Source organism: Kitasatospora sp. NPDC058046, assembly GCF_042885595.1.
Lineage (GTDB): Bacteria > Actinomycetota > Actinomycetes > Streptomycetales > Streptomycetaceae > Kitasatospora.
In genome coordinates, this window is sequence record NZ_JBHVRS010000030.1 from 22,317 (window position 1) to 48,357 (window position 26,041).

The 26,041-nt window shown below is 73.0% G+C and carries 26 protein-coding genes; 13 read left to right on the forward strand and 13 right to left on the reverse strand.

Features of this window, described 5'->3' with window-relative positions; all coding sequences use genetic code 11:
- Positions 1 to 120: 120 nt before the first annotated feature.
- The 7 genes from ACFVU7_RS39335 to ACFVU7_RS39365 all read left to right on the forward strand — a co-directional run bounded on the left by ACFVU7_RS39335 (position 121) and on the right by ACFVU7_RS39365 (position 8,799).
- A complete protein-coding gene (locus tag ACFVU7_RS39335) occupies positions 121 to 1,374 on the forward strand; it encodes an amidohydrolase (RefSeq protein WP_079272373.1) in 1,254 nt (417 codons plus the stop codon).
- 276 nt (positions 1,375 to 1,650) lie between these two features.
- Entirely contained in the window at positions 1,651 to 2,715 is a 1,065-nt protein-coding gene (locus ACFVU7_RS39340) for a BMP family protein (RefSeq protein WP_074003916.1), read from the forward strand.
- Positions 2,716 to 3,065: 350 nt separating this feature from the next.
- Complete coding sequence (locus ACFVU7_RS39345; RefSeq protein ID WP_388050945.1) at positions 3,066 to 4,592, forward strand: ABC transporter ATP-binding protein; 1,527 nt, start codon at positions 3,066 to 3,068, stop codon at positions 4,590 to 4,592.
- Positions 4,593 to 4,595: 3 nt separating this feature from the next.
- Positions 4,596 to 5,756 carry an ABC transporter permease gene (locus ACFVU7_RS39350; protein WP_388050901.1) on the forward strand — a complete coding sequence of 387 codons (1,161 nt, stop codon included), beginning with the start codon at positions 4,596 to 4,598 and terminating at the stop codon, positions 5,754 to 5,756.
- A complete protein-coding gene (locus ACFVU7_RS39355; protein ID WP_074003914.1) occupies positions 5,753 to 7,018 on the forward strand; it encodes an ABC transporter permease in 1,266 nt (421 codons plus the stop codon). Before ACFVU7_RS39350 ends, ACFVU7_RS39355 begins: the two co-directional genes overlap by 4 nt.
- The gene (locus ACFVU7_RS39360; protein WP_049649192.1) at positions 7,015 to 7,425 is read left to right on the forward strand and encodes a cytidine deaminase; all 411 of its coding nucleotides are present in this window, start codon (positions 7,015 to 7,017) and stop codon (positions 7,423 to 7,425) included. Before ACFVU7_RS39355 ends, ACFVU7_RS39360 begins: the two co-directional genes overlap by 4 nt.
- 96 nt (positions 7,426 to 7,521) lie before the next feature.
- Positions 7,522 to 8,799: a thymidine phosphorylase gene (locus tag ACFVU7_RS39365; protein WP_049649193.1), complete on the forward strand. Its 1,278-nt coding sequence runs from the start codon at positions 7,522 to 7,524 to the stop codon at positions 8,797 to 8,799.
- A 61-nt stretch (positions 8,800 to 8,860) separates the two neighbouring features.
- On the opposite strand, the gene ACFVU7_RS39370 is transcribed toward ACFVU7_RS39365, so the two are convergent.
- From ACFVU7_RS39370 to ACFVU7_RS39380, 3 genes are read right to left on the reverse strand one after another with little or no spacing between them, the layout of a single operon-like run.
- Entirely contained in the window at positions 8,861 to 9,154 is a 294-nt protein-coding gene (locus tag ACFVU7_RS39370) for a hypothetical protein (RefSeq protein WP_388050905.1), read from the reverse strand.
- Complete coding sequence (locus tag ACFVU7_RS39375) at positions 9,141 to 9,494, reverse strand: AbrB/MazE/SpoVT family DNA-binding domain-containing protein (protein ID WP_079272371.1); 354 nt, start codon at positions 9,492 to 9,494, stop codon at positions 9,141 to 9,143. The genes ACFVU7_RS39370 and ACFVU7_RS39375 overlap by 14 nt, the downstream gene beginning before the upstream one ends.
- A 9-nt stretch (positions 9,495 to 9,503) precedes the next feature.
- Positions 9,504 to 10,805, reverse strand: a complete 1,302-nt coding sequence (locus ACFVU7_RS39380; RefSeq protein WP_074003912.1) for an MFS transporter — start codon at positions 10,803 to 10,805, stop codon at positions 9,504 to 9,506.
- A gap of 92 nt (positions 10,806 to 10,897) precedes the next feature.
- Between ACFVU7_RS39380 and ACFVU7_RS39385 the strand changes: the two genes are divergently transcribed.
- From ACFVU7_RS39385 to ACFVU7_RS39395, 3 genes are all read left to right on the forward strand, one after another.
- Entirely contained in the window at positions 10,898 to 11,866 is a 969-nt protein-coding gene (locus tag ACFVU7_RS39385) for a LysR family transcriptional regulator (RefSeq protein WP_082345153.1), read from the forward strand.
- A gap of 202 nt (positions 11,867 to 12,068) precedes the next feature.
- On the forward strand, positions 12,069 to 13,226 hold the full coding sequence (locus ACFVU7_RS39390; RefSeq protein WP_049649196.1) for an adenosine deaminase: 1,158 nt from the start codon (positions 12,069 to 12,071) through the stop codon (positions 13,224 to 13,226).
- 230 nt (positions 13,227 to 13,456) lie between these two features.
- Positions 13,457 to 13,843 (forward strand): hypothetical protein, encoded by a 387-nt coding sequence (locus tag ACFVU7_RS39395; protein WP_049649197.1) that lies wholly within the window; start codon positions 13,457 to 13,459, stop codon positions 13,841 to 13,843.
- A gap of 127 nt (positions 13,844 to 13,970) precedes the next feature.
- Here the strand turns inward: ACFVU7_RS39395 and ACFVU7_RS39400 are convergent, their stop codons facing one another.
- Positions 13,971 to 14,156 (reverse strand): PspC domain-containing protein, encoded by a 186-nt coding sequence (locus tag ACFVU7_RS39400; protein WP_049649198.1) that lies wholly within the window; start codon positions 14,154 to 14,156, stop codon positions 13,971 to 13,973.
- Positions 14,157 to 14,491: 335 nt separating this feature from the next.
- On the opposite strand from ACFVU7_RS39400, the gene ACFVU7_RS39405 reads away from it, so the two are divergent.
- Positions 14,492 to 15,892: a hypothetical protein gene (locus ACFVU7_RS39405; RefSeq protein ID WP_388050908.1), complete on the forward strand. Its 1,401-nt coding sequence runs from the start codon at positions 14,492 to 14,494 to the stop codon at positions 15,890 to 15,892.
- Positions 15,893 to 15,989: 97 nt separating this feature from the next.
- Here ACFVU7_RS39405 and ACFVU7_RS39410 read toward each other — a convergent pair whose 3' ends face one another.
- A complete protein-coding gene (locus ACFVU7_RS39410; protein WP_074003910.1) occupies positions 15,990 to 16,619 on the reverse strand; it encodes a hypothetical protein in 630 nt (209 codons plus the stop codon).
- A gap of 149 nt (positions 16,620 to 16,768) precedes the next feature.
- Here ACFVU7_RS39410 and ACFVU7_RS39415 point away from each other — a divergent pair, with 149 nt between their 5' ends.
- The gene (locus tag ACFVU7_RS39415) at positions 16,769 to 17,449 is read left to right on the forward strand and encodes a PhzF family phenazine biosynthesis protein (protein WP_380779931.1); all 681 of its coding nucleotides are present in this window, start codon (positions 16,769 to 16,771) and stop codon (positions 17,447 to 17,449) included.
- Here ACFVU7_RS39415 and ACFVU7_RS39420 read toward each other — a convergent pair.
- The 4 genes from ACFVU7_RS39420 to ACFVU7_RS39435 all read right to left on the reverse strand — a co-directional run bounded on the left by ACFVU7_RS39420 (position 17,419) and on the right by ACFVU7_RS39435 (position 20,844).
- Positions 17,419 to 18,057: a VanZ family protein gene (locus ACFVU7_RS39420; protein ID WP_158077740.1), complete on the reverse strand. Its 639-nt coding sequence runs from the start codon at positions 18,055 to 18,057 to the stop codon at positions 17,419 to 17,421. The genes ACFVU7_RS39415 and ACFVU7_RS39420 overlap by 31 nt on opposite strands.
- Before the next feature lie 172 nt (positions 18,058 to 18,229).
- Complete coding sequence (locus ACFVU7_RS39425) at positions 18,230 to 18,562, reverse strand: hypothetical protein (RefSeq protein WP_074003907.1); 333 nt, start codon at positions 18,560 to 18,562, stop codon at positions 18,230 to 18,232.
- On the reverse strand, positions 18,559 to 20,103 hold the full coding sequence (locus ACFVU7_RS39430; RefSeq protein WP_049654103.1) for a HAMP domain-containing sensor histidine kinase: 1,545 nt from the start codon (positions 20,101 to 20,103) through the stop codon (positions 18,559 to 18,561). The genes ACFVU7_RS39425 and ACFVU7_RS39430 overlap by 4 nt, the downstream gene beginning before the upstream one ends.
- A gap of 63 nt (positions 20,104 to 20,166) precedes the next feature.
- The gene (locus ACFVU7_RS39435) at positions 20,167 to 20,844 is read right to left on the reverse strand and encodes a response regulator transcription factor (protein ID WP_049654100.1); all 678 of its coding nucleotides are present in this window, start codon (positions 20,842 to 20,844) and stop codon (positions 20,167 to 20,169) included.
- Between the two features lie 269 nt (positions 20,845 to 21,113).
- Here ACFVU7_RS39435 and ACFVU7_RS39440 point away from each other — a divergent pair, with 269 nt between their 5' ends.
- Positions 21,114 to 22,097, forward strand: a complete 984-nt coding sequence (locus ACFVU7_RS39440; RefSeq protein WP_369808315.1) for a SigE family RNA polymerase sigma factor — start codon at positions 21,114 to 21,116, stop codon at positions 22,095 to 22,097.
- A gap of 185 nt (positions 22,098 to 22,282) precedes the next feature.
- On the opposite strand, the gene ACFVU7_RS39445 is transcribed toward ACFVU7_RS39440, so the two are convergent.
- The 4 genes from ACFVU7_RS39445 to ACFVU7_RS39460 all read right to left on the reverse strand — a co-directional run bounded on the left by ACFVU7_RS39445 (position 22,283) and on the right by ACFVU7_RS39460 (position 26,038).
- Positions 22,283 to 22,921 carry an ATP-binding protein gene (locus ACFVU7_RS39445; protein ID WP_375876652.1) on the reverse strand — a complete coding sequence of 213 codons (639 nt, stop codon included), beginning with the start codon at positions 22,919 to 22,921 and terminating at the stop codon, positions 22,283 to 22,285.
- Between the two features lie 56 nt (positions 22,922 to 22,977).
- Positions 22,978 to 23,388 carry a hypothetical protein gene (locus ACFVU7_RS39450; protein ID WP_117488159.1) on the reverse strand — a complete coding sequence of 137 codons (411 nt, stop codon included), beginning with the start codon at positions 23,386 to 23,388 and terminating at the stop codon, positions 22,978 to 22,980.
- A 258-nt stretch (positions 23,389 to 23,646) separates the two neighbouring features.
- The gene (locus ACFVU7_RS39455) at positions 23,647 to 24,549 is read right to left on the reverse strand and encodes an aldehyde dehydrogenase family protein (RefSeq protein WP_049654094.1); all 903 of its coding nucleotides are present in this window, start codon (positions 24,547 to 24,549) and stop codon (positions 23,647 to 23,649) included.
- Complete coding sequence (locus ACFVU7_RS39460; RefSeq protein ID WP_074003903.1) at positions 24,542 to 26,038, reverse strand: aldehyde dehydrogenase family protein; 1,497 nt, start codon at positions 26,036 to 26,038, stop codon at positions 24,542 to 24,544. Before ACFVU7_RS39460 ends, ACFVU7_RS39455 begins: the two co-directional genes overlap by 8 nt.
- Positions 26,039 to 26,041 lie beyond the last annotated feature (3 nt).

A 26,041-nucleotide genomic window follows, 5' to 3' on the forward strand; every position in this document is an offset into this window, starting at 1 on the left:
CCCGGGGAAGGCGGCTGAAACAAGATGTCATACCCACGTGTCCGGCCGGTATGCGCCCATCCGGGGACTAGTTTTCCGGAAGTCGGGCCAAATCCCCCCAACAGGCCTACGATTGGCGAGATGAACCGTCCTGAGCCCGCTCAGTCGGGCGCCACTCTGGCCGCCGTACGCCCCGCCGCCGATCTGCGCGACCGGGTCCGGGCGCTGGAGCCCGAGCTGATCGCCTTCCGTCGTGATCTGCACCGGCACCCGGAGCTGGGCCGCCAGGAGTTCCGAACCACCGGGCTGCTGCGCGACCGTCTGGTGGCCGCCGGCCTCGAACCCCGGGTGCTGCCCGGCGGCACCGGCATGCTCGTCGACATCGTCCCGCCCGGCACCACGCCGGGGACGGAGTTCCTGGCCTTCCGCGCCGACATCGACGCGCTGCCGATCGACGACGCCAAGACCGATGTGCCGTACCGCTCCACCGTCCCCGGCCGGGCCCACGCCTGCGGCCACGACGTGCACACCTCGGTGGTGCTCGGCACCGGCCTGGTGCTGGCGGAGGCCGTCCGCACCGGCGAGCTGCGCCGGCCCGTCCGGCTGGTGTTCCAGCCCGCCGAGGAGGTCATGCCGGGCGGCGCGCTGGACGTGATCAAGGCCGGCGGGATGGCGGGCGTCGGTCGGATCTTCGCGGTGCACTGCGACCCCAAGGTGGAGGTCGGCCGGATCGCCCTGCGGGTCGGGGCGATCACCTCGGCCTGCGACCGCCTGGTGCTCCACCTGGACGGCCCCGGCGGGCACACCGCCCGTCCGCACCTGACCACCGATCTGGTCACCGCGGTCGCCAGGATGGCCGCCGACCTCCCGGGCGCGCTGGCCCGCCGGATGGACCCGCGCTGGGGCGTCAGCCTGGTCTGGGGGCGGATCGCCTCCGGCTCCGCACCCAACGTCATCCCGCAGCACGCCGAACTGGAGGGCACCGTCCGCTGCCTGGAGCTGGACGGCTGGCGCGAGGCGCCGGACCTGCTGCACGAGCTGATCGCCAAGGTGTCCGAGACCTACCGGGCCAAGTGGACGCTGGACTACCACCGCGGGGTGCCGCCGGTGGTCAACGAGGCGGTCTCGGTCGCGCGGTTGGACGAGGCGATGAACGCCCGCTTCGGCGCGGACGGGGCCCAGGTGGTCGAGGGAACCGAGCAGAGCCTGGGCGGCGAGGACTTCTCCTGGTACCTGGAGCACGCCCCGGGCGCGCTGGCCCGGCTCGGTGTCCGGGCGCCCGGCGACGCCACCGTCCGGGACCTCCACCAGGGCCGGTTCGACGTGGACGAGCGGGCGATCGGCATCGGGGTGGAGCTGTTCTCGGCGCTGGCCCTGGAGGCGGACGGCAGCTGACGGCGGGCCGGGCGCGGCGGAGCGGGGTGACGGTTCCGGGGGCGGCGCGGGTGAAGCGGAACGGTCGGATCCGGGGGGTCCGGAACGGTTCCGTAAACTGGGCCGCACCGACCTCGGATCACCGTCCGCGCATGGGATAGAGCCTCAGGAAGAACATCAGACCACGGTTTGATAACAACCCGAACGCTCTGGCACCCCGTAACACAACCGTGTTCTACGCGCGTTACGGTGGCGACCGACCACGCCAAACGGTTGCGTGTAGAAGGAGATATCCCCTTGCGCCGTTCAATGAAGCTCGCCGCGGTTGTGCTCTCGGGTTCCCTGGGCATGGCCTCGCTCGCCGCTTGCGGCGCAAAGAGCACCGACAACTCCTCCTCCGCCGGCTCGGGCGACGGTTCGCTCAAGGTCGGCATGGCCTACGACATCGGCGGCCGCGGCGACCAGTCGTTCAACGACTCCGCCGCCCGTGGCCTCGACAAGGCCAAGTCCGAGCTGGGCGTCTCCGTGACCGAGGCCGAGGCCAAGCAGGGCGAGGCCGAGGCCGACAAGGAGACCCGTCTCAAGAACCTGATCGACGCGGGCTACAAGACGATCGTCGCGGTCGGCTTCGTCTACCAGCCGGCCGTCAACAAGGTCGCCAAGGACAACCCGAACGTGAAGTTCGCGATCATCGACTCGAACGACAAGGACCAGCCGGCCAACGTCACCTCGCTGCTCTTCGCCGAGCAGGAGGGTTCGTACCTGGCCGGTGTCGCCGCCGCGAACAAGTCGAAGGCCAAGCACGTCGGCTTCATCGGCGGTGTGCAGTCCGAGCTGATCAAGAAGTTCGAGGCCGGCTACAAGGCGGGTGTGAAGTCCGTCGACCCGAACATCACGGTCGAGACCACCTACCTGAGCACCCCGCCGGACTTCACCGGCTTCGCCTCGCCCGACAAGGGCAAGGAGTCCGCCCAGGGCCAGCTCGACAAGGGCGCGGACGTCATCTACACCGCCGCCGGCTCCTCCGGCAACGGCGCCATCGAGGCCGTCGCCAACAAGCAGGGCGCCTGGGCCATCGGCGTCGACTCCGACCAGGCCAGCCAGCCGGCCCTGGCGAAGTACAAGAACAGCATCCTGACCTCGATGGTCAAGAACGTCGACACCGCGGTGTTCTCGTACGTCCAGTCGGTCAAGCAGGGCCAGACCCCGACCGGCATCAAGCTGTTCGACCTGAAGGCCGACGGCGTCTCGCTCGCCACCACCGGCGGCAAGATCGACGACATCCAGGACAAGCTGAAGGCCGCCGCCGACGCGATCAAGTCCGGCGCCACCACGATCCCGACCGCGCCGGCCGGCCAGTAAGGCCCGCGCGTCCCGGACGCCGCAGCGCCTGCCGCCTGCCCGGCAGCGCGACGCAACACGACACAGTTCACGGGAGGGGCCCGGCAGGGTGCGCTCAACGCGTACCCCCGGGCCCTGTTCCGTCTCCCCATGTTCCCCCTTGGCCCTCCCAGCGCAACGACGCGCCTCCAGACCACCAGGAGATCGCCATCACCGCATCCGACCCCGTCCCCCCGCGCGAGGACGGCACCCCCAGCGCGGGGACGGCGACACCGGCCGTCGAGCTGCGCGGCATCACCAAGCGCTTCCCGGGTGTCGTGGCCAACCACGACATCAACCTGACCGTCCGCACCGGCACCGTGCACGCCCTGATGGGTGAGAACGGCGCCGGCAAGTCGACGCTGATGAAGATCCTCTACGGCATGCAGAAGCCGGACGAGGGCACCATCGCGATCAACGGCGAGCTGTGCGAGTTCCACACCCCCGGCGACGCCATCTCCCGCGGCATCGGCATGGTGCACCAGCACTTCATGCTCGCCGACAACCTCACGGTGTGGGAGAACGTCGTCCTCGGCGGCGAGAAGCTCCACGGCATCGGCGCCAAGGCGAAGGCGAAGATCAAGGAGATCTCCGACCAGTACGGCCTGGGCGTGCGCCCGGACGCCCTGGTCGAGGACCTCGGCGTCGCCGACCGCCAGCGCGTCGAGATCCTCAAGGTGCTGTACCGCGGCGCCAAGATCCTGATCCTGGACGAGCCCACGGCCGTGCTCGTCCCGCAGGAGGTCGACGCGCTGTTCGACAACCTGCGGGACCTCAAGTCCGAGGGCGTCACCGTCATCTTCATCTCGCACAAGCTGCACGAGGTGCTCGCGGTGGCCGACGCGATCAGCGTCATCCGGCGCGGCACGACGGTCGGCGACGCCGACCCGAAGGCCGTCACCGCCCGCCAGCTCGCCGAGCTGATGGTCGGCGCCGAGCTGCCCTCCCCGGAGAGCCGCGAGTCGACCGTCACCGACACCGTGATGCTCGACGTCGAGGGCCTGCGGATCGCCAAGACCGACGCCGAGGGCATCGAGCGCGTCGTCCTGGACGACATCTCGCTGCGCATCCGCAAGGGCGAGATCCTCGGCATCGCCGGTGTCGAGGGCAACGGCCAGGCCGAGCTGGTCGAGGCCGTCATGGGCATGCTGCCGCTGAACGCCGGCACCGTCACCCTGGACGGCAAGGACCTCTCCGGCTCCCTGACCCGGGCCCGCCGCGAGGCCGGCATCGGCTACATCCCCGAGGACCGCCACAAGCACGGCCTGCTGCTGGAGGCCCCGCTCTGGGAGAACCGCATCCTCGGCCACGTCACCGAGGCGCCCAACTCCAAGGGCCTGCTGCTGGACCCGGCCGCCGCCCGGACGGACACCTGGCGGATCGTCGAGGAGTACGACGTCCGCACCCCCGGCATCGAGGTCACCGCGGCCTCGCTCTCCGGCGGCAACCAGCAGAAGCTGATCATCGGCCGCGAGATGAGCCACCAGCCCAAGCTCCTGATCGCCGCCCACCCCACCCGTGGCGTGGACGTCGGCGCGCAGGCGCAGATCTGGGAGCACATCCGGGTCGCCCAGCGGGCCGGCCTGGCCGTCCTGCTGATCTCCGCGGACCTGGACGAGCTGATCGGCCTGTCCGACACCATCCGGGTCATCTACCGCGGCCGCCTGGTCGCCGACGCCGACCCGGCCACCGTCACCGCCGAGGACCTCGGTACCGCGATGACCGGTGCCGCCAGCGGCCACCTGGAGTCCGAGCCGGAGGCCGTCGCCGAGGCGCAGGCCGTCGCGGCCGAGGGCACCGGGGCCGAGGCCGGGCACCAGCCCACCGACACCGCCGACGACCCGCAGGCGGGGGAGTAACCCATGACCAGTCCCAATCCCGCAGCCGCGAAGCCCGGCCTGGCCCAGCGGTTCAGCGGTGAGCGGATCGTGCTCGCGCTGGCGGCGCCGGTGCTCGCGGTCCTGCTCTCCGTGGCGATCTGTTCCGTCCTGCTGGCGACCTCGGGCAAGAACCCGTTCGACGCCTGGAACGTGATGCTCACGTACGCCAGCAAGTCGGACGGCCAGGTGGGCATCCTCAACCGGTCCACCACCTACTACCTGGCCGCCGCGGCCGCCGCGTTCGGGTTCCGGATGAACCTGTTCAACATCGGCGTCGAGGGCCAGTACAAGGTCGCGGCGCTGTTCGCGGCCTTCGTCGGCGCCAAGGTGGACCTGCCGGCCTTCGTCCAGATCCCGCTGCTGCTGGTCACCGCCATGCTGGTCGGCGGCCTGTACGCGAGCGTCGCCGGTCTGCTGAAGGTCTACCGCGGCGTCAGCGAGGTCATCTCGACCATCATGCTGAACTCGATCGCGACCGCGATCATCGGTCTGTTGCTCGTCCCCGGCATCTTCGCGCCGAAGACCAGCGGCACCACCAACTCGATCCAGACCGAGCCGATCTCGCAGTCCAGCCACTTCTTCGCGATGGAGACGGCCGGCGGGACGCTCTGGGGCTTCATCTTCGTCGCCGCCCTGGTCGGCGTGGTCTTCCAGTTCGTGCTGACCCGCACCCGCTTCGGCTTCGACCTGCGCGCCACCGGCCGCTCGGAGTCCGCCGCGACCGCCTCCGGCGTGAACGTCAAGCGCATGGTGGTCATCTCGATGGTCGTCTCCGGCGCCATCGCCGGTCTGATCGGCCTGCCGGAGCTCCTGCAGAACTCGCACTACTTCGGCCAGAGCTTCCAGCCCGGCCTGGGCTTCCTGGGCATCTCGATCGCCCTGCTCGGCCGGAACAGCCCGATCGGCATCGCCTTCGCGGCGCTGCTGTTCGCCTTCCTGGACGTCACCGGCTCGGTGCTGCCGCTCCAGGGCGGCTTCCCCTTCGAGATCGTCGACGTCATGAAGGGCACCATCGTCATCTGCGTCGTCGTCGCGTACGAGCTGGTGCGCCGCTACGGCCTGAAGCGCCAGCAGCAGAAGGTCGGCGCCCAGCTCGCCGCCCAGGCCGCCGCGAACAGTGAGAAGAAGGAGGTGTCCGCATGAGCACGGCTACCGCTGCGCGTGCGAAGGCGCCGGGCGCACCCGCGAAGAAGCGCAAGCTGTCCTGGCCGGTGGTCCTGCTGCTGATCGCGGGCGCCCTGGTGCTGTTCTCCGCCGTGGGCATGGCCACCGGCAACCACTCGCTGACCTCCTCCGGGCAGATCACCGCCGCGCTCGGCGCGGCCGTGCCGATCGGCATGGCCGGTCTGGGCGGTCTCTGGTCCGAGCGGGCCGGTGTGGTCAACATCGGTCTCGAAGGCATGATGGTCGCCGGCACCTTCTGCGGTGCGTGGGCGGGCTACCTGGTCAACCCGTGGGTCGGCCTGCTGGCCGGCATGCTGGGCGGGGCGCTCGGCGGCCTGCTGCACGCGGTCGTCACCGTCACCTTCGGCGTCGACCACATCGTCTCCGGCGTCGGCATCAACCTGCTGATCCCCGGCATCTGCGCGTACGTCAACCGGATCTACTACAAGGACTACGTCTCGGCCGGTGCCGGCCAGAACCAGTCCCCGCCGGCGGACCCGCTGCCGTACATCACCGTCCCGGGCCTGTCCTCCGGGCTGAAGAGCATCGAGAACCACCACTGGTTCCTGGTCTCGGACGTCGCGGGCGTGCTCGGCGGCCTGGTCACCAACATCTCGGTGGTCGTGCTGGTGGCCGGCGCGCTGATCGTGGTCAGCTACTTCGCGCTCTGGCGCACGGTGTTCGGCCTGCGGCTGCGCTCCTGCGGCGAGAACCCGACCGCCGCCGAGTCGCTGGGCGTCAACGTCTACAAGTACAAGTACCTCGCGGTCATCGCCTCCGGAGCCTTCGCCGGCCTCGGCGGGGCGTACCTCTCGCTGGTCGCGGCGCACTTCTACAAGGACGGCCAGACCCTCGGCCGCGGCTTCATCGGCCTCGCCGCGATGATCTTCGGCAACTGGATGCCGGGCGGCCTCGCCATGGGCGCCGGCCTGTTCGGCTTCACCGACAGCCTCCAGCTGCGCGACCCGGAGTCGGTGCACGTGATGATCCTGATCGTGGGCATCGCGATGGTGCTGCTCGCGCTCTGGCACCTGTACCGCCGCAAGTACACCGCGACGGTGGCCTCCTTCGTGGTGGCGGCCGGCCTGATCGCCTGGTACTCGTTCACCGACGAGGTGCAGCGCCCGCTGATCGTCGCCACGCCGTACCTGATCACCCTGGTGGTGCTCTCGCTGGCTGCGCAACGGCTGCGGATGCCGAAGGCGGACGGCCAGATCTACCGCAAGGGCCAGGGCAAGTGACCGCCGACGGGCCCGCGGCGCCGCCCGCGATCGACTGGGAGCTGCTGCGTTCGGCGGCGCGCGAGGCCATGGGCCGCGCGTACGCGCCGTACAGCAGGTTCCCGGTCGGCGCGGCCGCGCTGGTGGACGACGGCCGGGTGGTCACGGGCTGCAACGTCGAGAACGCCTCGTACGGGCTGGGGCTGTGCGCCGAGTGCGGGCTGGTGTCCGCGCTGCACTCCTCCGGCGGCGGCCGGCTGGTCGCCTTCACCTGTGTGGACGGCGCCGGCGAACTGCTGATGCCGTGCGGGCGCTGCCGCCAGCTGCTGTACGAGCACGGCGGGCCGGGGCTGCTGATCGAACTGGCCTCGGGCATCAAGCCGATGAGCGAGGTCCTGCCCGACGCGTTCGGGCCGGAACGGCTCTAGCCTCCCTTTCTGTTACGCGCGTAGAGTGTCGCGAGTGGGCCGGAACCCGGTCATCTCGCGACACTCTTCGCTTTTGAAACCCCTCTTGGAGCACGCATGGACGCCATCTCCGTCATCAGGACCAAGCGCGATCGCGGAGAACTGAGCGACGCTCAGATCGACTGGGTCATCGACGCCTACACCCGCGGCGAGGTCGCCGACGAGCAGATGTCCGCACTGGCGATGGCGATCCTGCTGAACGGCATGAAGCCGCACGAGATCAGCCGCTGGACCGACGCCATGATCCGCTCCGGCGTCCGGATGGACTTCTCCTCGCTGCCGCTGCCCACCAGCGACAAGCACTCCACCGGCGGCGTCGGCGACAAGATCACCCTGCCGCTCGCCCCGCTGGTCGCCGCCTGCGGCGCCGCCGTCCCGCAGCTCTCCGGCCGCGGCCTCGGCCACACCGGCGGCACCCTGGACAAGCTGGAGTCCATCCCCGGCTGGCGCGCCCTGCTCTCCAACGAGGAGATGATGGACGTGCTGGGCTCCGTCGGCGCGGTGATCTGCGCGGCCGGCGACGGCCTCGCGCCCGCCGACAAGAAGCTGTACGCGCTGCGCGACGTCACCGGCACCGTCGAGGCCATCCCGCTGATCGCCTCCTCGATCATGTCGAAGAAGATCGCCGAGGGCACCGGTGCGCTGGTCCTGGACGTCAAGGTCGGCTCCGGGGCGTTCATGAAGAACCTGGACGACGCCCGCGAACTCGCCCGCACCATGGTCGGCCTGGGCACCACCGCCGGGGTCAACACCGTCGCCCTGCTCACCGACATGTCCACCCCGCTCGGCCTCACCGCGGGCAACGCGCTGGAGGTCCGCGAGTCCGTCGAGGTGCTCGCGGGCGGCGGCCCGGCCGACGTCGTCGAGCTCACCCTCGCGCTCGCCCGCGAGATGCTCGCCGCGGCCGGCGTCCACGGCAAGGACCCGGCGGACGCGCTGCGCGACGGCACCGCGATGGACCACTGGCGCCGCATGATCGCCGCCCAGGGCGGCGACGTCGACGCCCCGCTCCCGGTCGCCCGCGAGCAGCACGTCATCCCGGCCCCCGCCTCCGGCGTGCTCACCACGCTGGACGCCTACGCGATCGGCGTCAGCGCCTGGCGCCTGGGCGCCGGCCGCGCCCGCAAGGAGGACCCGGTGCAGGCCGGCGCCGGCATCGAGATGCACGCCAAGCCCGGCGACACCGTGGTGGCCGGCCAGCCCCTGCTGACCCTGCACACCGACACCCCCGAGCGCTTCGACTACGCCGTCGAGGCCCTGGCCGGCGGCATCGAGGTCGCTCCGGCGGGCACCGCCTTCACCCCGAACCCGATCGTCCTCGACCGCATCGCCTGAGCACGGTCGTGAACGAGCCGCCCGCCGGTGCACCGGCGGGCGGCTCGACGTTTCTCACCGGTCAGGGGCGGCCGAAGATGTCGTGGGTGCCGATCCGGCGCCAGACGATGTGGGGCTCGCCGTGCTGGGGCGTGGTTCCGTAGCTGAAGGTCGCCCGGCCGTCCGGGGCCCAGGTCATCTCCCAGATGTCCGGGTGGCCCTGCATCTTCTTCGCCCGCAGGCCGCGGCGGAAGCCCTGGCCGGCCCGGAGGTCGGCGACGAACTGGGCCACCGCGACCAGGAACGCGGTCTTCTGGGCGGCGGTCAGGCCCTTCCAGTCGCGCAGGAAGTGGGCCAGTGACTCATACGTCGGCACGGCGCTTGATCTCCCCCAGGTCGAGGCCGGCCTCGTCGGCGAGCGACTGCAGGAAGGAGTCCCCGTCCTGGAACATCTCGCCCCGCTCGCCCGCGGCGAGCGCCTCGTCGACCTCCTGCTCCTTCTCCTGCCAGCCGCCGCTCCAGAACCACGCCTGGTCGTCCGGGATGACGGAGGCGGGGGTCAGGACGATGCGGCCGTCCTCCACCGCGACCACCAACTGGTCGCCCTCCTGGAGGTCCAGCTGCTCTCTTATCTCCTGCGGGATGGTGACCACGCCCTTCTTCCGCACGGGCGTGGACACCAGGTGGGGGCGACGGCGGCGCTTGAGGTCTGCCATGGGGAAAGTCTACCTGGCGGAAAGTCTGCCCGGCTGACTCGAACGCCGGGCGGTGGTGTGGGCCTGGCGGGTGGCGTAGAGGGTGACGGCGGCGGCGAGGGCCATGGCGGTGAGGCCGACGGTGGCGGCGCCGGGCCAGCCGGTGGCGTGGTAGGCGTCGGCGCCGAGGGTGCCGCCGAGGCTGTTGCCGAGGTAGTAGGCGATCAGGTAGAGGGCGGAGGCCTGGGCGCGGCCCTCGGTGGCGGTGCGGCCGACGGAGGAGGAGGCGGTGGCGTGGCCGGCGAAGAAGCCGGCGGTGATCAGGACCAGGCCGAGCAGGGCGCAGGTGAGGGATTCGGCGAGGGAGAGCAGCAGGCCGGCCGCGGTCACGCCGATGGAGACGTAGAGGGCGCCGCGCCGGCCGAGGCGGCCGGCGAGCCGGCCGGCCGCGGCGGAGGTGCCGGTGCCGACCAGGTAGACCACGAAGATCGAGGCGGCGATCGACTCCGGCAGGTGGAAGGGTGCGGCGATCAGCCGGTAGCCGACGGTGTTGTAGACCGCGCCGAACACCGCCATGAACAGCATGCCGAGCAGGTACAGCCGTAGCAGCAGCGGGTTGCGCAGGTGCCGTCCGACGGTGCGGGTGAGCGCGCGGGCGTCCACCGGGGCCGGGGTGAAGTGCCGGGCGGCGGGGATCAGCAGCCGGAAGGCGAGGGTGGCGAGCAGGGCGAGGACGGCGGAGGCGGCGAGGCCCCAGCGCCAGCCGAGTCCGGCGGCGGTCCAGCCGGAGAGCAGTCGGCCGCCCATGCCGCCGATGCTGTTGCCGGCCACGTACAGGCCCATCGCGGAGGGCAGGGCGCTGGGGTGGACCTCCTCGGCGAGGTAGGCCATGGCGGTGGCGGGGAGCCCGGCGAGGACGGCGCCCTGGAGGACCCGCAGGACGACGAGGGTGGTGAGGTCCGGCGCGAAGGGCAGGGCGAGGGCGAACGCGGAGGCGGCGAGGGTGGAGGCCGTCATCACCGCGGTGCGGCCGTACCGGTCGGAGAGCGCGCTGGCCGGGAGCAGCCCGAGGGCGAGGCCGAGGGTGGCGGCGGAGGCCGTCCAGCTGGCCTGGCCGGGGGTGAGGTCGAGGTCGGCCGAGAGGATCGGCAGCAGGCCCTGGGTGGAGTAGAGCAGGACGAAGGTCGCGACCCCGGCGGCGAACAGGGCGAGGTTGGCGCGGCGGAAGGCACGCTGGCCGGGGCGGTGGCGGTCGTCGGCGGTGAGGGTGGTGGGGGCGGTGGCGGGGGCATCCGGGGTGGTCACGGATGCCCCGGTATCGGCGGGCTGCATGTCGTCGACCGTAGGCCTGTCGGCGTTGATGCGTCCAATGCATGAAGTGTGGATGATCGATGCACTGGCGTATGAGTCGAGGTGGTGCGGGGATGTCCGGTCCGGAATCGGTGGACGGCGGGGAACAGCGGTACCGGGTGGCCGAGTTGGGGCCGGAGGAGCCGGCCGTGCTGCTGGCGCCCCGGCTGGCCCGGTTCGCGGCGGTGGCCCGGCTGGAGCACGTGACCCAGGCGGCCGCGCTGCTCGGGGTGCCGCAGCCGACGCTGTCGCGCGCGGTGGCCGGGCTGGAGGAGGAGCTGGGGGTGGACCTGCTGGCCCGCCAGGGCCGTACGGTCCGGCTGACCAGGGCGGGCCGGCTGCTGCTGGCCTCGGTGGAGCGGGCGCTGGCCGAGCTGGAGCGGGGTGCGGAGGCGGCCCGGGCGGAGGCGGATCCGGCGGTGGGCCTGGTGGCCTTCGGGTTCCTGCACACGATGGGCCCGGACGCGGTGCCGGCGCTGCTGCGCGGCTTCCGCGCGGAGCACCCGCGGGTGCGGTTCCAGCTGGTGCAGGACTACGGCGCGGCGATGCTGGAGCGGCTGCGGGCCGGGGAGTTGGACCTCTGCCTGGTCGCGCCGCTGCCGGAGGACCCGGCGTTCGCCGCCCGGCCGCTGGACGAGCAGCGGCTGCACCTGGTCGTCCCGGCGGACCACCGGCTGGCCGGGCGGCGGCGGATCCGGCTGGCGGAGGTGGCCGAGGAGCCGTTCGTCGGGCTGGAGCAGGGGTACGGGCTGCGCGCGATCACGGACGGCTTCTGCGCGGAGGCCGGGTTCGTCCCCCGGCTGGCGTTCGAGGGGGAGGAGGCGGAGACGCTGCGCGGGCTGGTGGCGGCCGGGCTGGGGGTGGCGCTGCTGCCGCCGGCCCTGGTGCCGCGGCCGGGGGTGGTGGAGCTGGAGGTGACGGCGCCGCGGACCCGGCGGGCGATCGGGTTGGCCTGGGCGGCGGGGCGGCCGTTGGCCCCGCCGGCGCGGGCGTTCCGGGACTTCGTGCTGTCCCGGCGCGGGCGGCTGCTGCAGCACGACTGAGAACGCCGTCGTGCGGCAGGGCTGAGAACGCCGTCGCGCGGCGCGACCGACGCCGTGGTGCGGCGCGACCGGGCCCGCCGCGGCGGCGGGTTGACGCTTTGGTGGATCGTATGGACCGGTCGGTGGAATTCCGGGTGGAGTTTGGACCATCCGGCGGTGTTCGCGGTGGTCGGTCTACGCGCGTAGGGGCTATATTTCCGCAATGGAACAGCAGATCCCCGTCACCACCGCGGGCACCGGCCCGCGCATCCCCACTCCCGACCAGATCCGCCGCGCGCCGAAGGTCCTCCTGCACGACCACCTGGACGGCGGGCTGCGCCCGGAGACCGTGGTCGAGCTGGCCGCCGCCTGCGGCTACCAGGGCCTGCCCACCACCGACCCCAAGGAGCTCGGCGAGTGGTTCCGCGAGGCCGCCGACTCCGGCTCGCTGGTCCGCTACCTGGAGACCTTCGCGCACACCTGCGCCGTGATGCAGACCCGTGAGGCGCTGATCAAGGTCGCCGCGGACTGCGCCGAGGACCTGGCCGCCGACGGCGTCGTGTACGCCGAGGTCCGCTACGCCCCCGAGCAGCACCTGGAGGCCGGACTGAGCCTGGACGAGGTCGTCGAGGCCGTCCAGGAGGGCTTCCGCCTCGGCGAGGCCAACGCCCGCGCGGCCGGCCACCGGATCCGCGTCGGCACCCTGATCACCGCGATGCGGCACGCCGCCCGCTCGCAGGAGATCGCCGAACTGGCCAACCGCCACCGGGACTCGGGTGTCGTCGGCTTCGACATCGCCGGTGCCGAGGCCGGCTACCCGCCCACCCGCCACCAGGCCGCCTTCGACTACCTCAAGGGCGAGAACAACCACTTCACCATCCACGCGGGCGAGGCCTTCGGCCTGCCGTCGATCTGGGAGGCCCTGCAGTGCTGCGGCGCTGACCGGCTCGGCCACGGCGTGCGGATCGTCGACGACATCACGGTGGGCGAGGACGGCACGGTCGAGCTCGGCCGGCTGGCCGCGTACGTGCGCGACAAGCGCATCCCGCTGGAGATGTGCCCGACCTCCAACATCCAGACCGGCGCCGCCGCCTCGTACGCCGAGCACCCGATCGGGCTGCTCAGCCGGCTGAAGTTCCGGGTCACCGTGAACACCGACAACCGGCTGATGAGCGGCACCAGCATGAGCCGGGAGTTCGGCCACGTGGTGGACGCCTTCGGCTACACCCTGGGCGACCTGGAGTGGTTCACGGTGAACGCGATGAAGTCCGCGTTCCTGCCCTTCGACGAGCGGCTGGCGATGATCAGCGACGTGATCAAGCCGGGCTACGCCGAGCTGAAGGCGGAGTGGCTGTTCAGCGCGGGCACCGGCGGCAACTGAGCCTCCGGGGCGCGGCGCCCCGGCGCGCGCCGGTCGGATGAACTCCAGGCTCCTGCAAGGGGGTTGGTGTTCATCCGACTACTCACTCGGGTGAGTGAACGCCCTTTGGCTCCCGCGTGACCTGCTCACTACGGTGTGCCAGTCATGCCGAAACGTCGCGGCGGCGGTCGCCCGTCCGCCGGTCCCGTGCGCGAAGTCGGCGACCGACGAGGACCCAAAGGGGACCAACCATGAAGCAGGCTCTCAAGGCCGCCGGTACCGCGGCGCTCGGCATCGCCATCGTGGCGGTCGGCGCCGGTGCCGCCTCCGCGGCCGACGGCCAGGCGGCCGGCGGCCTCGGGCTGCCCACCGGCGCGTTGACGAACCCGGCGGTGACCGGTGCGGTCACCGACACCGCCGCCAAGCTGCCCGCCGCAGGCAAGGTGACCGAGACGCTGGGCACCCTCGCCCCGAGCGTCGGCAAGGCCGTCCCCGCCGGGGACACCCCGCTGGCCGGCGTCACCGAGCAGCGCGCCGCCCAGCAGCGCGCCGCGCTCCCGACCATCCCCGGTCTGGACAAGACCCCGATCGGCGGGCTGACCAGCACCCTCCCGGCCATCCCCGGCCTGACCGGCTGAGCCACGGCCCACGGCACGGCGACGGGCCGCCCACCCCGGAGACCCCGGGGCGGGCGGCCCGTCGCCGTGCGGTGAGGCCCGGTCGCCCCGGGCCGCCGGGCCGAGGACGGGCCCCGCGCCGCCGGGCTTACGGCTCCTGGGGGAGCAGCACCCAGAGGGCCAGGTAGAGCAGGAACTGGGGGCCGGGCAGCAGGCAGGAGAGCAGGAAGATCACGCGGACGGTCCACGGGGTCAGGCCGAAGCGTTCGGCGATCCCGGCGCAGACACCGGCGAGGACGCGGTTGCGGCGAGGACGGGCGAGGCGCGCACTCATGATTCTCTCCCTGTGGTGGCGGCCCGGTCCGGCAGGTCCGGCGGGCTGGTTCCATCCTCCGCCGCCGTCGGCCCCCGGGCCTCAGCCCGGCAGGTGATTCCCGGCCCCGAAGGGTCACCGGGGAGTCGTAGCCGGATGTCGGGGTTCCCTCGGGGTGGTCCCGGGGAACCGAGCGCGGTCCTCGGTCCGGACCGTCGGACGGGGCTCGGTAGGATGCTGCCGATCGCGGTCGGCCGGGGGGCGGACGAAAGCCCGACACTGTTGCGAAACGATCTCCCGTGCAAGCGATTTCACGTCCTGATGGGTTCTCTCCCGCATTCTCCCGTGAGGTTGGATTGCACATTCGGCAGCGCAGATTCCTGACCGCGACCACCGCCGTCACCCTGGCCTCCGGCCTGGCCGCCGTCGGGGTCGCGGCCGTCTTCGCCGCGCCGGAGGCCGTCGCGCTGTCCCCGGGCGCCCGGACCCGCCCCTCGCCGGTCACGATCGCCTTCGGCGGCCTTCCCGGCACCGTCACGGCGGGGGGCGCGCCGGTGGAGTTCACCGCGACGCTCCGGAACACCGCCGACCACCGGCTGGACGTGCCGTCCTCGGCCTTCGTCGTCGCGGACGCCGGCGCCGGCGCGGGGCAGGGCCACTTCCGGCTGGAGTACCGGGCGCCCGGCGGCACCCGGTGGCAGGACGCCAGGGCGAACCCCGCGGGCACGGGCGCCGTCTGGGCGCTCGACCAGCCCGCCGTGCTGTCGCTGCCGGCCGGCGCCGAGGCCGTCTACCGGCTGCGGCTCACCGTCACCGCCGACGCCCCGGCCGGCCGGGTGGCACCGGGCTTCGACTCCGTGGTCTCGGACCCGGCCCTGCCGCCGGAGCAGCGCACCACCGACGCGAGCAGCGGCCACCCGGAGCTGGTCATCGTTCCGGCGGGGGCGCCGACCACCGCGCCGGCCACCGCACCGGCCACGGCGCCGCCCGCCCCGGCGGCCACCGCGGAGGTCGGGCTCCACGGGGTGCCCGTCGTGTTCACGGTGGGCGGCGAGGCGAAGCCGTTCACACTGGTCCTCACCAACCGGAGCGGCCGGGAGCTGCGGGTCGTGCCCGCGGTCGTGTTCCAGGGGGCGGCCGAACTTCCTTCGGACACGGTCGAGTTGGAGTTCCGTGGCGCCGACGGGCAGTGGCGGGGCGCCACCCCGGGCCGCGGCCCGGGGCACCCGAACCGGCTCGACTTCGCGCTGCGGACCGGGGACGGGGACGCCGACGTCATCACGCTGGCGAAGGGCGAGAGCCGCACCGTCGAGCTCCGGCTGGCCTTCACCAAGGACGCGCCGATCCTGTTCGAGTCCCTGACGGCCGTGTCGCGCACCCTGCCGGAGCGGGGCGAGAGCGCGGCCGAGGCGGTCGGCCCGGCGGCCGACTTCATCACCGTGGCCGCGACGGGCGCCACCGCCGCACCCGCTCCGACCTTCGTGGACTCCGCCCCGGACCCGGACCTGCCGGAGCGGGCCGCCGCCCCGGTCCTCCCGGTCGTGCGGGCCACCGGCACGTCGCCGAGCCCGGCGGGGGCCGGCTCGCCGATGGTCACCGCTGCCGCCCCGGCCGGGGACGGCGGGCTGGCCTCCACCGGCGGCGGCAGGGCCACGGAGCCGATGGCGATCACCGGGGCGACCGCGATCGCCCTCGGCCTCGGCACCCTGGTGGTGGCGTGGCGCCGCAACCGCGTGCGGGGCGGCACCGGGGACTGAGCCGGACACGCCGGAAGGCCCGTCCGTCGCCGCTTCGCAGCGGGTGACGGGCGGGCCTTCCGGCGTTCGTACGGCGGTACGGCTCGGCTCGGCGCGATCAGCCGGCCGGGTGCTGCGGCGGCTGCGGCTGCGCGTACGGGTTGTCCGCCACCGGCTGCGGCGGGACACCCGGCTGGTACGGCGAGGCGCCCGGTGCCGGGGCGGGCGGCACGGGGGCACCGGCCGGCGGCGGGACGGGCGCGCCCGGCTGCGCGGCGTACGGGGCCTGCGGGGCGTTGGGGTTGAACGGCGGCTGCGGCGCCTGCGGGGCGTTGGGGTTGAACGGCGCGTTGGGGTTGAACGGCGCCTGCTGGGCGGCGTTCGGGTTGAACGGCGCGTTCGGGTTGAACGCCCCCTGCGGCGCGTTCGGGTCGAACGGGGCGGCCGCCTGCGCGGGCTGCTTCTTGGCGTTGCTGCGCTCCACCAGCGCCTTCACCGAGGCGACGATCATGCCGACCGGCAGGATGAACGCCTTGAAGAAGATGGTGTACGTGCCGCCCTCGAAGACGAACGCCAGGTAGTAGGCGTACCCCAGGAACGCGAGGCCGAGGACGAGGTTGAGGATGCGCAGGCCGACCTTCAGTCCGCCGGCCGCGACCCCGAGGGCCACCATGATGGCGCCGCTGAGGGCCAGCAGTACGACGTACCAGGAGAAGAGCGGTTCGGCGCTGAAGTCGAGATTGTTCACGGGGGCTTTCCTGGGAGGGGAAGGAGAAAAACGGCGGGAACCGTTCGGGGACGACAGCGCACAGTACTGGAGGCGGCCGACATCCGTCGCCGCCTTTGTGTCACGGTGTCATTGCGCCGGTCCGGAGCGGGAGTAGACGAGGTGGGGAAATGACGGGGTTTGAGGTGCTGCGGGTCTTTTGCGGGCCCGACGGGAGCCACGGGAACGCGCTCGGGGTGGTGCGCGACGGCGCCGCCGTGCCGGGTCGCGCGGACCGGCAGCGGGTCGCGCGCGAACTGGGCTTCAGCGAGACGGTGTTCGTCGACGACCCGGAGCGCGGGGAGATCGACATCTACACCCCGTCGGTGCGCCTGCCGTTCGCCGGCCACCCGTGCGTGGGCGCCGCCTGGCTGCTCGGGGTGGACCGGCTGGTCACGGCCGCCGGCGAGGTGGCCGTGCGGCGCGAGGGCGGGCTGATCCGGATCGAGGCCCGGCCCGAGTGGGCCCCGGGGCGCACGCTGCGGCCGTACGGTTCGGCGGCCGAGGTGGAGGCGCTGGAGGTGCCGCCGCCGGGGGAGTGGGTCTACGCCTGGGCCTGGCAGGACGAGGCGGCCGGCACCGTCCGGGCCCGGGCCTTCCCCGGCCGGGGCGACGGGATCGACGAGGACGAGGCGACCGGTGCGGCCGCCCTGCTGCTGGCCGCGCACCTCGGCCGGGCGCTGACCATCACCCAGGGCCGGGGCTCGCGGCTGCTGGCCGGGCCGCGCCCGGGCGGGCTGGTCGAGGTCGGCGGCCGGGTGGTCCGGGACCCGCGGCCGGATCAGCCGGCCGGGGGCGTCGGCTCCGCGTAGGCGCGCCGCCGGGCGGCGGGCGTGACGGCGGCGACCGAGGTGGCGGCCGCGGCCGAGGTGGCGGCGGCGACCGAGGCGACGGCCGGCGGCACCGAGAGCACCGTCATCCGGGGCACCCGCGGCCGCCGGTCCCGCAGCAGGTGCCGCAGGCCCGGGACGAGCGCGAGGTGGACGACGGCCACGCCGACCACGGCGAGCAGGATGTGGTCCACGTTGAGGACGTGCCCGGGTGCCCAGGAGGAGAGGAACTCCAGCGCGGTCGCCAGCAGCGCGGAGGCGCCGGTGGTGCGCAGGAAGGACGGCAGCCAGGGGGCCCGGAGCCGGCCGCCGGCCAGCGGCAGCAGGACCCCGAGCGGGGCCAGCAGCAGGAGTTCGCCGACCACCTGCCAGCCGCTGGAGGAGCGGAGCGAGGCGAACGGCGTCAGGTTGGCGTCGTACACCCAGGCCACCGGCAGCGGTCTCAGCACCAGCCAGAGCACCAGTGCCAGGTGGCCGGTGAGGCCCGCCAGTCCGGCCAACCGGAGGGGACGGTGGACGGCCGCCGCCGGGTTGCTCTCGGTCCCCGCGCCGGAACGCTCGTCGCGTGTCCTGGTGCCATCTCGCTGCACGGGGGGAAGGACGTGGGCCGACGTCACGTCGGTTCCACACCCGGCGTGAACATTCCCAAACGCGCCCCCGAACCCCCTTCCCGCCCCCTCCCGCCCCTTGCCGGCGGCCTGCCCGCAGGGCGGCCCGCTCGCCGGGCGGGCCACTTGCAGGGCGGCCCACCCCCAGGGCGGGCTACCGGCAGGGCGAGGCCGTCGGCACCGCGCTGAACACGTTGTCCGGCGGCGGGCTGCCCGGCGCCACCGGGGTGGGCGACGGGCTCGGGCTCACGCCCGCCTTGGTGCCGCGGGTCGGGGACACGGTCGGGGCCGGGCCCGGCGGGGTGGCCAGGGCCGCCGGTATGTGCGGGGAGGTCGGGCAGGCCGTCCGGCTGGCGGGCGCGCCGGCGTCGACCGGCACGGCGGTCGGCCGGATGCCGCAGCCGGAGGCCAGCGCGACCAGCAGCAGCACGCCGGCGCCGCGGCGCAGGACGGTGCGGGGGACAACGGTGTCGGTGGGGCTGGTCACGTGGCGTCCTTGTCCTCGGCGGCGTCGCCGGCGGGGCCGCCCTCGGCCTCGCCCGCGGACGGCGGAGGCGGCGGGGCCAGCGGCAGCGTCAGGGTGAACACCGCGCCGACCTCCCCGTTCGCCGCCGTGATCGTTCCCCCGTGTATCTGCGCGTTGGCCATCGCGATCGACAGGCCGAGGCCGCTGCCCTCCGAGCGGGCCCGCCCCCGGTCCGCCTTGTAGAAGCGGTCGAAGACGTGCGGCAGCACGTCCTCCGGGATGCCCGGGCCGCTGTCGGAGACCTCGACCACGACCGACTCCCCGTCCTGCCGGACCTTGACCCGCACCGGCGAGCCGCCGTGCTTCAGCGCGTTGCCGATCAGGTTGGCGAAGACCACGTCGAGCCGGCGCGGGTCGACCACGGCCAGGATGCCGCGCGGGGCGTCCAGTTCGACCGCGTCGTACCAGGCCCGCCCGTCGATGCAGGACATGATCAGGTCGGCGATGTCCACCTCGTCGGCGACCAGCCTGGCGGTACCGGCGTCGAAGCGGGTCACCTCCATCAGGTTCTCCACCAGGTCGGACAGCCGCCGGGTCTCGCTGACCACGAGCCGGACGGCCGGCTCGATCATCGGGTCCAGCGACTCGGCCTCGTCCTCCAGGATGTCCGTCACGGCGGTCATCGCGGTCAGCGGGGTGCGCAGCTCGTGCGACATGTCGGCGACGAACCGCCGGCTCTGCGCCTCGCGCGCGCTCAGCTCCTCGACCTGCTCGTGCAGCTGCTCCGCCGTCCGGTTGAAGGTCCTCGCCAGGTCGGCGAGCTCGTCCGAGCCGTCGACCTCCAGCCGGGTGTCCAGGTGCCCCTCGCCGAGCCGCCGGGCGGCGTCGCCGAGCCGCTTGACCGGCCGCAGCACGGTGGCCGAGGCGGCCTGGGCGAGCAGCGCCGAGCCGATCAGCGCGAACAGCGTGGCGATCGCCAGCGACCAGCCCAGGGTGTTGAGGTCGGCCCGCTCGTTCTCCAGCGACTTGAACATGTACGCCGTCGGGCCGTTCGGCACCACCTTGGTGCCGCCGATCACGAACGGCCGGCCCTCCAGGTTCTGCCGCTGCCAGTACAGGTGGTACGGGTACGGGTTGTTCTCGGTGATCTCGCGCGGCTTGGCGACGGTGGACTGCAGCGCGGTCGGCACGTCGGCCAGCGTGAAGTGCGCGGGGTCGGAGGAGGCCGGGCACTCCGGGTGCGCCGCGTCGACCACCACCACGTCGTAGGTCAGGCCGGAGCTGGCCACGGTGGACGCCAGCGAGGCCAGCTCCTGGCAGGTCGCGTTCAGCGGCAGGTCGGAGACGTTGCGGGTGAGCGAGACCCGGAAGTCGTTCAGCACGGTGTTCTGGGCGCGCTTGAGCACCGCGTCGCGGTTCAGCCAGTACGCGATGCCGGAGGCCGAGACGGCGGCGAGCAGCGCGACGGCCGCGAACACCGCGATCAGCCGCACCCGCAGGGAGCGCAGCCGACGCCACCGGCCCGTCGAGAACCGCCGGGCAGTCGTCTGATGGTCAGTCACAAGAGCCTGTCGTGGTACGGGAGTTCAGAGGTCGGGGGAGGGGCCGGCGGCCGGGTCGCGGGGTCAGGCCGGCGGATCCAGCCGGTAGCCCACCCCGCGGACGGTGCGGATCAGCGTCGGCGCGGACGGCACGTCCTCGACCTTGGCCCGCAGCCGCTGCACGCACGCGTCCACCAGGCGGGAGTCGCCGAGGTAGTCGTGCTCCCAGACCAGCCGCAGCAGCTGCTGGCGGGAGAGCGCCTGGCCGGGGCGGCGGCTGAGCTCCAGCAGCAGCCGCAGCTCGGTCGGGGTGAGCTGGAGGTCGAGTCCGTCCTTGGTGACGGTCATCGCCGCGCGGTCGATCACCACGGTGCCGTAGGCCGAGGAGTCCGAGCTCTCCCGTTCGCCGCGCCGCAGCACCGCCCGGATCCGGGCGTCCAGCACCCGCGGCTGCACCGGTTTCACGACGTAGTCGTCCGCGCCGGACTCCAGGCCCACCACCACGTCGATGTCGTCCGAGCGGGCGGTCAGCAGGATGATCGGCAGCTGGTCGGTGCGGCGGATCCGGCGGCACACCTCGAAGCCGTCGATGCCGGGCAGCATCACGTCGAGCACGATCAGGTCGGGCCGCTGCTCCTTGAAGAGACGCAGACCGTCCTCACCGGAGGCAGCGGTGGCCACGCGGTGGCCCTGGCGGGTGAGGGCGAGTTCGAGGCCGGTCCGGATGGCGTCGTCGTCCTCGATCAGAAGGAGGAAAGGCACGGCCCCATTTTGGCCCACCGGCAGCGCCGAATCACCCCCCGGACCACCCACCGTCCCTTCTGGAACCGGAACGCGTGCCACCGGCGTCAGGTTCACAGGGGGGCGGTCCGGGACATTCGGACGGCTCCTGTGACACCCCTGTGACAGTCGGCGGACAGCGCCATCACAACCGGCGGGCAGGATTTTCCATGTCGCCGCAGGACAGCGGGCCGCAAGGCCGGCTGAAGGGCGGCTACCGGAACCGCTCGTACCGACCCAGGGGGCGCACGATGAACGCCACGCTTCAGACCCGGACCAACCCGGCTGTCCGCACCGCGCGTTCGTCAGCCACGTCCCACCGGACCCGGTACGAGGTCAGGACCGACGAGAACTCCGGTGCCGTGACCGTGCGGGGGTGCGCGCACAGCACCGGTGGAAACCCTGTCGCCCGTCGGGTGAGCGGCGGCGGCAGGACGGGGGAGCTGTACGGGATCGGCCGTCTGGGGAGTTCGGCCGACTCCGCCACCACCCTCACGCTGCGGGGGATCCTCCCCGTCCGCGTCGAGGGCAAGGACGCCCCGGGGGGGAACCGGGGGACCGGGGGGAACGGTCTGCGGACGGTCGGTTCGGGGGAGCCGACCGGTCGCGAGGCCGCCGGTGCGACGCTGCTGCGGCTGAACCCCGCGGCGGCCCGCACCACCGAGGCCGGGCAGGGAGGCGCGCAGGGGGAGCACCCGGCCGTCGCGGAGGACCACATCACGGAGTTCACCGCGTACGTGCGCGAGCGCCGCGCCTCCCTGTACGCCACGGCCTACCACCTGACCGGTGACCGCTACGAGGCCGAGGACCTGCTGCAGAGCGCGCTCTTCAGCACCTACCGGGCCTGGGGCCGGATCACCGACAAGGCCGCGGTCGGGGGCTACCTCCGCCGCACCATGACCAACCTGCACATCTCCGCCTGGCGGCGCCGCAAGGTCAACGAGTACCCGACCGAGGAGCTGCCGGAGACGGCCGGCGACACCGACGCGATGGGCGGCACCGAGCTGCGCACCGTGCTCTGGCAGGCGCTGGCGAAGCTGCCGGAGAACCAGCGCACCATGCTGGTGCTGCGGTACTACGAGGGCAAGACCGACCCGGAGATCGCCGGCGTGCTGGGGATCAGCGTCGGCACGGTCAAGAGCAGCATCTGGCGCGCCCTGCGCCGGCTGCGCGAGGACGAGCACCTGAACAAGTCCGGCGACACCGTCCGGGCGTTCGGCGAGCTGGTCGCGTAACGAGGACTCCCGTCGGGGGACGGGAAGCGGACGGTCACGGTCCGGGGGCAGCGGCTCGGGGGAGCACGCCCGTGGGGGAGCCGAAGACCGTTCGGGGAAGGCGAAGGGCCCGGTGCGGGGGAGACGCACCGGGCCCTTCGTCATGCCCTGGGGGTTCGGCCGTACCGGGCTCGGCCGTACGGGGTTCAGGCGGCGGAGAGCTCGCCGGCCCGGGTCGCGGCGCGGATCCGCCGCTCGGCCTCCGGCCCGGCGCACGCGTACGAGCCGAGCGCGACCTGCCGTCCGACGATGGACCGCTCGGCCCGCATCAGCCGCAGGCCCCGGCGCAGCAGCACCGGCAGCGACTTGCGGCCCTCCCGGACGTCCCGGCGCAGCCGGCGCCAGGCCGTGGTGAGCGCGCCGTTGCGCAGGCACAGGGCGTCGCCGAGCAGGCCCTGGTCGGCGCACTCGGCGGTGATCTCGGCGGCGAAGATGCCCTCCGCGATGAACGCGTCCGCCCCGTCCAGCTCCAGGCCGCGGGTGCCGATCCGGCCGTTGTCCGGGATCGAGTACACCGGGACGTCGGTGCGGCCGTGCTCGTGCAGGGCGCGGATCGCGGCGACGGCCTGGTCGCGGTGCCAGGCCAGCGGGGAGTCCCAGTCGACGGCGCCGTCCGGCAGCCGCGGCAGGGTCGGGTCGTCCCCGTCCTTGTAGAAGTCGTCGAGCTGGAGCACCGGCAGACCGCTGCGCTCGGCGAGCGAGGACTTCCCCGACCCGGAGGGCCCGGAGAGCAGGATCACCCGGGCATGCCCGGTCGGTGCGGGGTTCATGGGGGAGTCACTCACGGGACACCAGTCTGACGCATCCCGGCCGGTTGCCGAAACCGGCCGGGGCGGACCTTCTACCGCGCCCCTGGCTTCGACTGTGACGCCGGGTCGGCGAGGGCGACGTGGACCATCGGCAGGTAGCGGCTGTCCACCTGGAGGTAGACCGGTTCGTCGGCGCCGGGCGGCCGGTAGGCGGTGGCGGCCCAGTCCGGGCTGTGCCAGGTGTCGGGCTCGGGCTCGTGGAAGGTCCCGCCGGCGGGCAGTTCGCACCGGCCGGTGTCGCGGGTGACCAGGGCCACGGTGTCGGTGCCGGGCCTGATGCGCAGGCTGCCGTTGACGTAGTCGGGCTGCCGCTCGGACCGGGCCGAGCAGGGCACCCTGACCGGGCGGCCCGCGGCCAGCCGCCGCCTGGTGCGGGCCACGTGCCACGTGCGGTAGAAGCCGTCCGCGAACAGTGCCGTCAGCTCGCCGATGAACTCGCCCATGCGTCCCCCCGGTCGTTCCCCCGGTCGTCTCCGTCACCGGTGATTCTGGCCGGGCCGGTGGGGCGGGCGGGAGCGTCGAAAGTCGGCGGCGCGGGTGACGAAAGTCGACGGGCCGACGGCCGGAACACCCCGGGAACGCCGACGGACCCGCGCCAGGGGGGGAGAGGCGCGGGTCCGTCCTGTGACCGTCCGGGCCCTGGGGGGGTGAGGGCACTGGGGACGGCCAGTCTGTGGAGTTGTTACCCGGAGTACCGGAGGTCAGATCCCCTTCGGGTGCCAGACCGTCTTCGTCTCCAGGAACGAGAGTAGCCGCTTTGTACCCGGCGCATTGGTCCAGTCCTGGGCGAACGGGTCCAGCGCCGGACGGACCACCCTCTTCAGGGTATCCGCGGCGGCCGCCTCCAGCGCGTACGCCGCGCCGGGACCGTCGGCGGCGATGGCCCCGGTGAGGTCCAGCGCGTTGACGTCCTGGTGCGAGGCCAGGGTGGGGGCGATGTCCGCGGTCCGGCCCGAGACGATGTTGACCACGCCGCCCGGGACGTCCGAGGTGGCCAGCACCTCGCCCAGCGACAGCGCGGGCAGCGGGGCGTCCGCGGCGGCCGCGACCACGACCGTGTTCCCGGTGGCGATCGCCGGGGCGATCACCGAGACCAGGCCGAGCAGCGAGTGCCCGTACCCGGCCTGCGGGGCGACGACCCCGACCACACCGGTCGGCTCCGGGGAGGAGAGGTTGAAGTACGGACCGGCGACCGGGTTGGCGCCGCCCGCGATCTGGGCGACCTTGTCGGTCCAGCCCGCGTACCAGACCCAGCGGTCGATCGCGGCGTCCACCAGCGCGGCGGCCTTCTTCGGGCCGATGCCCTCGGAGACGGCCACCTCGGCGGCGAACTGCTCGCGCCGGCCCTGGAGCATCTCGGCCACCCGGTACAGCACCTGGCCGCGGTTGTACGCGGTGGTGCCGGCCCAGCCCTTGACCGCCTTGCGGGCGGCCAGGACGGCGTCGCGGGTGTCCTTGCGGGTGCCCAGCGGGACGTTGGCGAGCCACTCGCCCTTGGAGTCGGTCACCTCGTACACCCGCCCGCTCTCGGAGCGCGGGAACTTCCCGCCGACGTACAGCTTGTAGGTCTTGAAGACGTCAAGACGCGTTGCGACATCAGACATCGAGGGCCTCGACATTCAGGTAGGGCTCCAGACCGTGGCGGCCACCCTCGCGGCCGTAGCCCGACTCCTTGTAGCCGCCGAACGGCGAGGTCGGGTCGAACTTGTTGAAGGTGTTGGCCCAGACCACGCCGGCCCTGAGGCGGTCCGCCATCCAGAGGATGCGCGAGCCCTTCTCCGTCCAGATGCCGGCGGAGAGGCCGTACGGGGTGTTGTTGGCCTTCTCGACCGCCTCGGCGGGGGTGCGGAAGGTCAGCACCGACAGGACCGGGCCGAAGATCTCCTCCTGGGCGATCCGGTGGGCCTGGCTGACGCCGGTGAACAGGGTCGGCTTGAACCAGAAGCCGGTGCCCGGGAGTTCGCACTCCGGCGACCAGCGCTCGGCGCCCTCGGCCTCGCCGGCGTCGGTCAGCGCGGTGATCCGGGCCAGCTGCGCGGCGGAGTTGATGGCGCCGATGTCGGTGTTCTTGTCCAGCGGGTCGCCGACCCGCAGGGTGCCCATCCGGCGCTTCAGGGCGTCCAGCAGCTCGTCCTGGACGGACTCCTGGACCAGCAGGCGCGAACCGGCGCAGCAGACGTGGCCCTGGTTGAAGAAGATGCCGTTGACGATGCCCTCGACGGCCTGGTCGATCGGCGCGTCGTCGAAGACGATGTTCGCGGCCTTGCCGCCCAGCTCCAGCGAGAGCTTCTTGCGGGTGCCGGCCAGCTGCTTGGCGATGGCGCGGCCGACCGGGGTGGAGCCGGTGAACGCGACCTTGTTGACGTCCGGGTGGGAGGTCAGCGCGGCGCCGGTGCGGCCGTCGCCGGTGACGATGTTGACGACGCCCTTCGGCAGACCGGCCTGGCGGCAGATCTCGGCGAAGCGCAGCGCGGTCAGCGGGGTGGTCTCGGCCGGCTTCAGGACGACCGTGTTGCCGGTCGCCAGCGCGGGCGCGATCTTCCACGCCAGCATCAGCAGCGGGAAGTTCCACGGGATGACCTGGCCGGCCACGCCCAGCGGCTTCGGGTTGGGACCGAAGCCGGCGTAGTCCAGCTTGTCGGCCCAGCCCGCGTAGTAGAAGAAGTGGGCGGCGACCAGCGGCAGGTCGACGTCGCGGGTCTCGCGGATCGGCTTGCCGTTGTCGATCGACTCCAGCACGGCCAGCTCGCGGCTGCGCTCCTGGATGATCCGGGCGATCCGGAACAGGTACTTGGCGCGCTCGCTGCCGGGCAGCGCCGACCAGTCGGCGAAGGCCTTGCGGGCGGCGGCGACCGCGCGGTCCACGTCCTCCTCGGTGCCCTGGGCGAACTCGGCGAGCACCTGCTCGGTGGCCGGGTTGACCGTCTTCAGGGCCTCGTTGCCGGAGGAGTCGACGAACTCGCCGCCGATGAAGTGGCCGTAGGAGGTGGCGATGTCGCCCGCGGCGGCCGGCGACTCGGGGGCCGGGGCGTAGGCGAAGAGGCCGCCGGCGGGCTTGGCCACGGGCTCCTCGGTGTTCTTCTTCTTGGCCATGGT

Bases quoted from the DNA above. Each gene is read 5' to 3' on its own strand.
- ACFVU7_RS39335 (WP_079272373.1), top strand. From the start codon at position 121: ATGAACCGTCCTGAGCCCGCTCAGTCGGGCGCCACTCTGGCCGCCGTA.
- ACFVU7_RS39345 (WP_388050945.1), top strand. From the start codon at position 3,066: ATGGGTGAGAACGGCGCCGGCAAGTCGACGCTGATGAAGATCCTCTAC.
- ACFVU7_RS39350 (WP_388050901.1), top strand. From the start codon at position 4,596: ATGACCAGTCCCAATCCCGCAGCCGCGAAGCCCGGCCTGGCCCAGCGG.
- ACFVU7_RS39355 (WP_074003914.1), top strand. From the start codon at position 5,753: ATGAGCACGGCTACCGCTGCGCGTGCGAAGGCGCCGGGCGCACCCGCG.
- ACFVU7_RS39365 (WP_049649193.1), top strand. From the start codon at position 7,522: ATGGACGCCATCTCCGTCATCAGGACCAAGCGCGATCGCGGAGAACTG.
- ACFVU7_RS39375 (WP_079272371.1), bottom strand. From the start codon at position 9,494: ATGGCAGACCTCAAGCGCCGCCGTCGCCCCCACCTGGTGTCCACGCCC.
- ACFVU7_RS39380 (WP_074003912.1), bottom strand. From the start codon at position 10,805: ATGCAGCCCGCCGATACCGGGGCATCCGTGACCACCCCGGATGCCCCC.
- ACFVU7_RS39385 (WP_082345153.1), top strand. From the start codon at position 10,898: ATGTCCGGTCCGGAATCGGTGGACGGCGGGGAACAGCGGTACCGGGTG.
- ACFVU7_RS39390 (WP_049649196.1), top strand. From the start codon at position 12,069: ATGGAACAGCAGATCCCCGTCACCACCGCGGGCACCGGCCCGCGCATC.
- ACFVU7_RS39395 (WP_049649197.1), top strand. From the start codon at position 13,457: ATGAAGCAGGCTCTCAAGGCCGCCGGTACCGCGGCGCTCGGCATCGCC.
- ACFVU7_RS39400 (WP_049649198.1), bottom strand. From the start codon at position 14,156: ATGAGTGCGCGCCTCGCCCGTCCTCGCCGCAACCGCGTCCTCGCCGGT.
- ACFVU7_RS39415 (WP_380779931.1), top strand. From the start codon at position 16,769: ATGACGGGGTTTGAGGTGCTGCGGGTCTTTTGCGGGCCCGACGGGAGC.
- ACFVU7_RS39440 (WP_369808315.1), top strand. From the start codon at position 21,114: ATGAACGCCACGCTTCAGACCCGGACCAACCCGGCTGTCCGCACCGCG.
- ACFVU7_RS39450 (WP_117488159.1), bottom strand. From the start codon at position 23,388: ATGGGCGAGTTCATCGGCGAGCTGACGGCACTGTTCGCGGACGGCTTC.
- ACFVU7_RS39455 (WP_049654094.1), bottom strand. From the start codon at position 24,549: ATGTCTGATGTCGCAACGCGTCTTGACGTCTTCAAGACCTACAAGCTG.
- ACFVU7_RS39460 (WP_074003903.1), bottom strand. From the start codon at position 26,038: ATGGCCAAGAAGAAGAACACCGAGGAGCCCGTGGCCAAGCCCGCCGGC.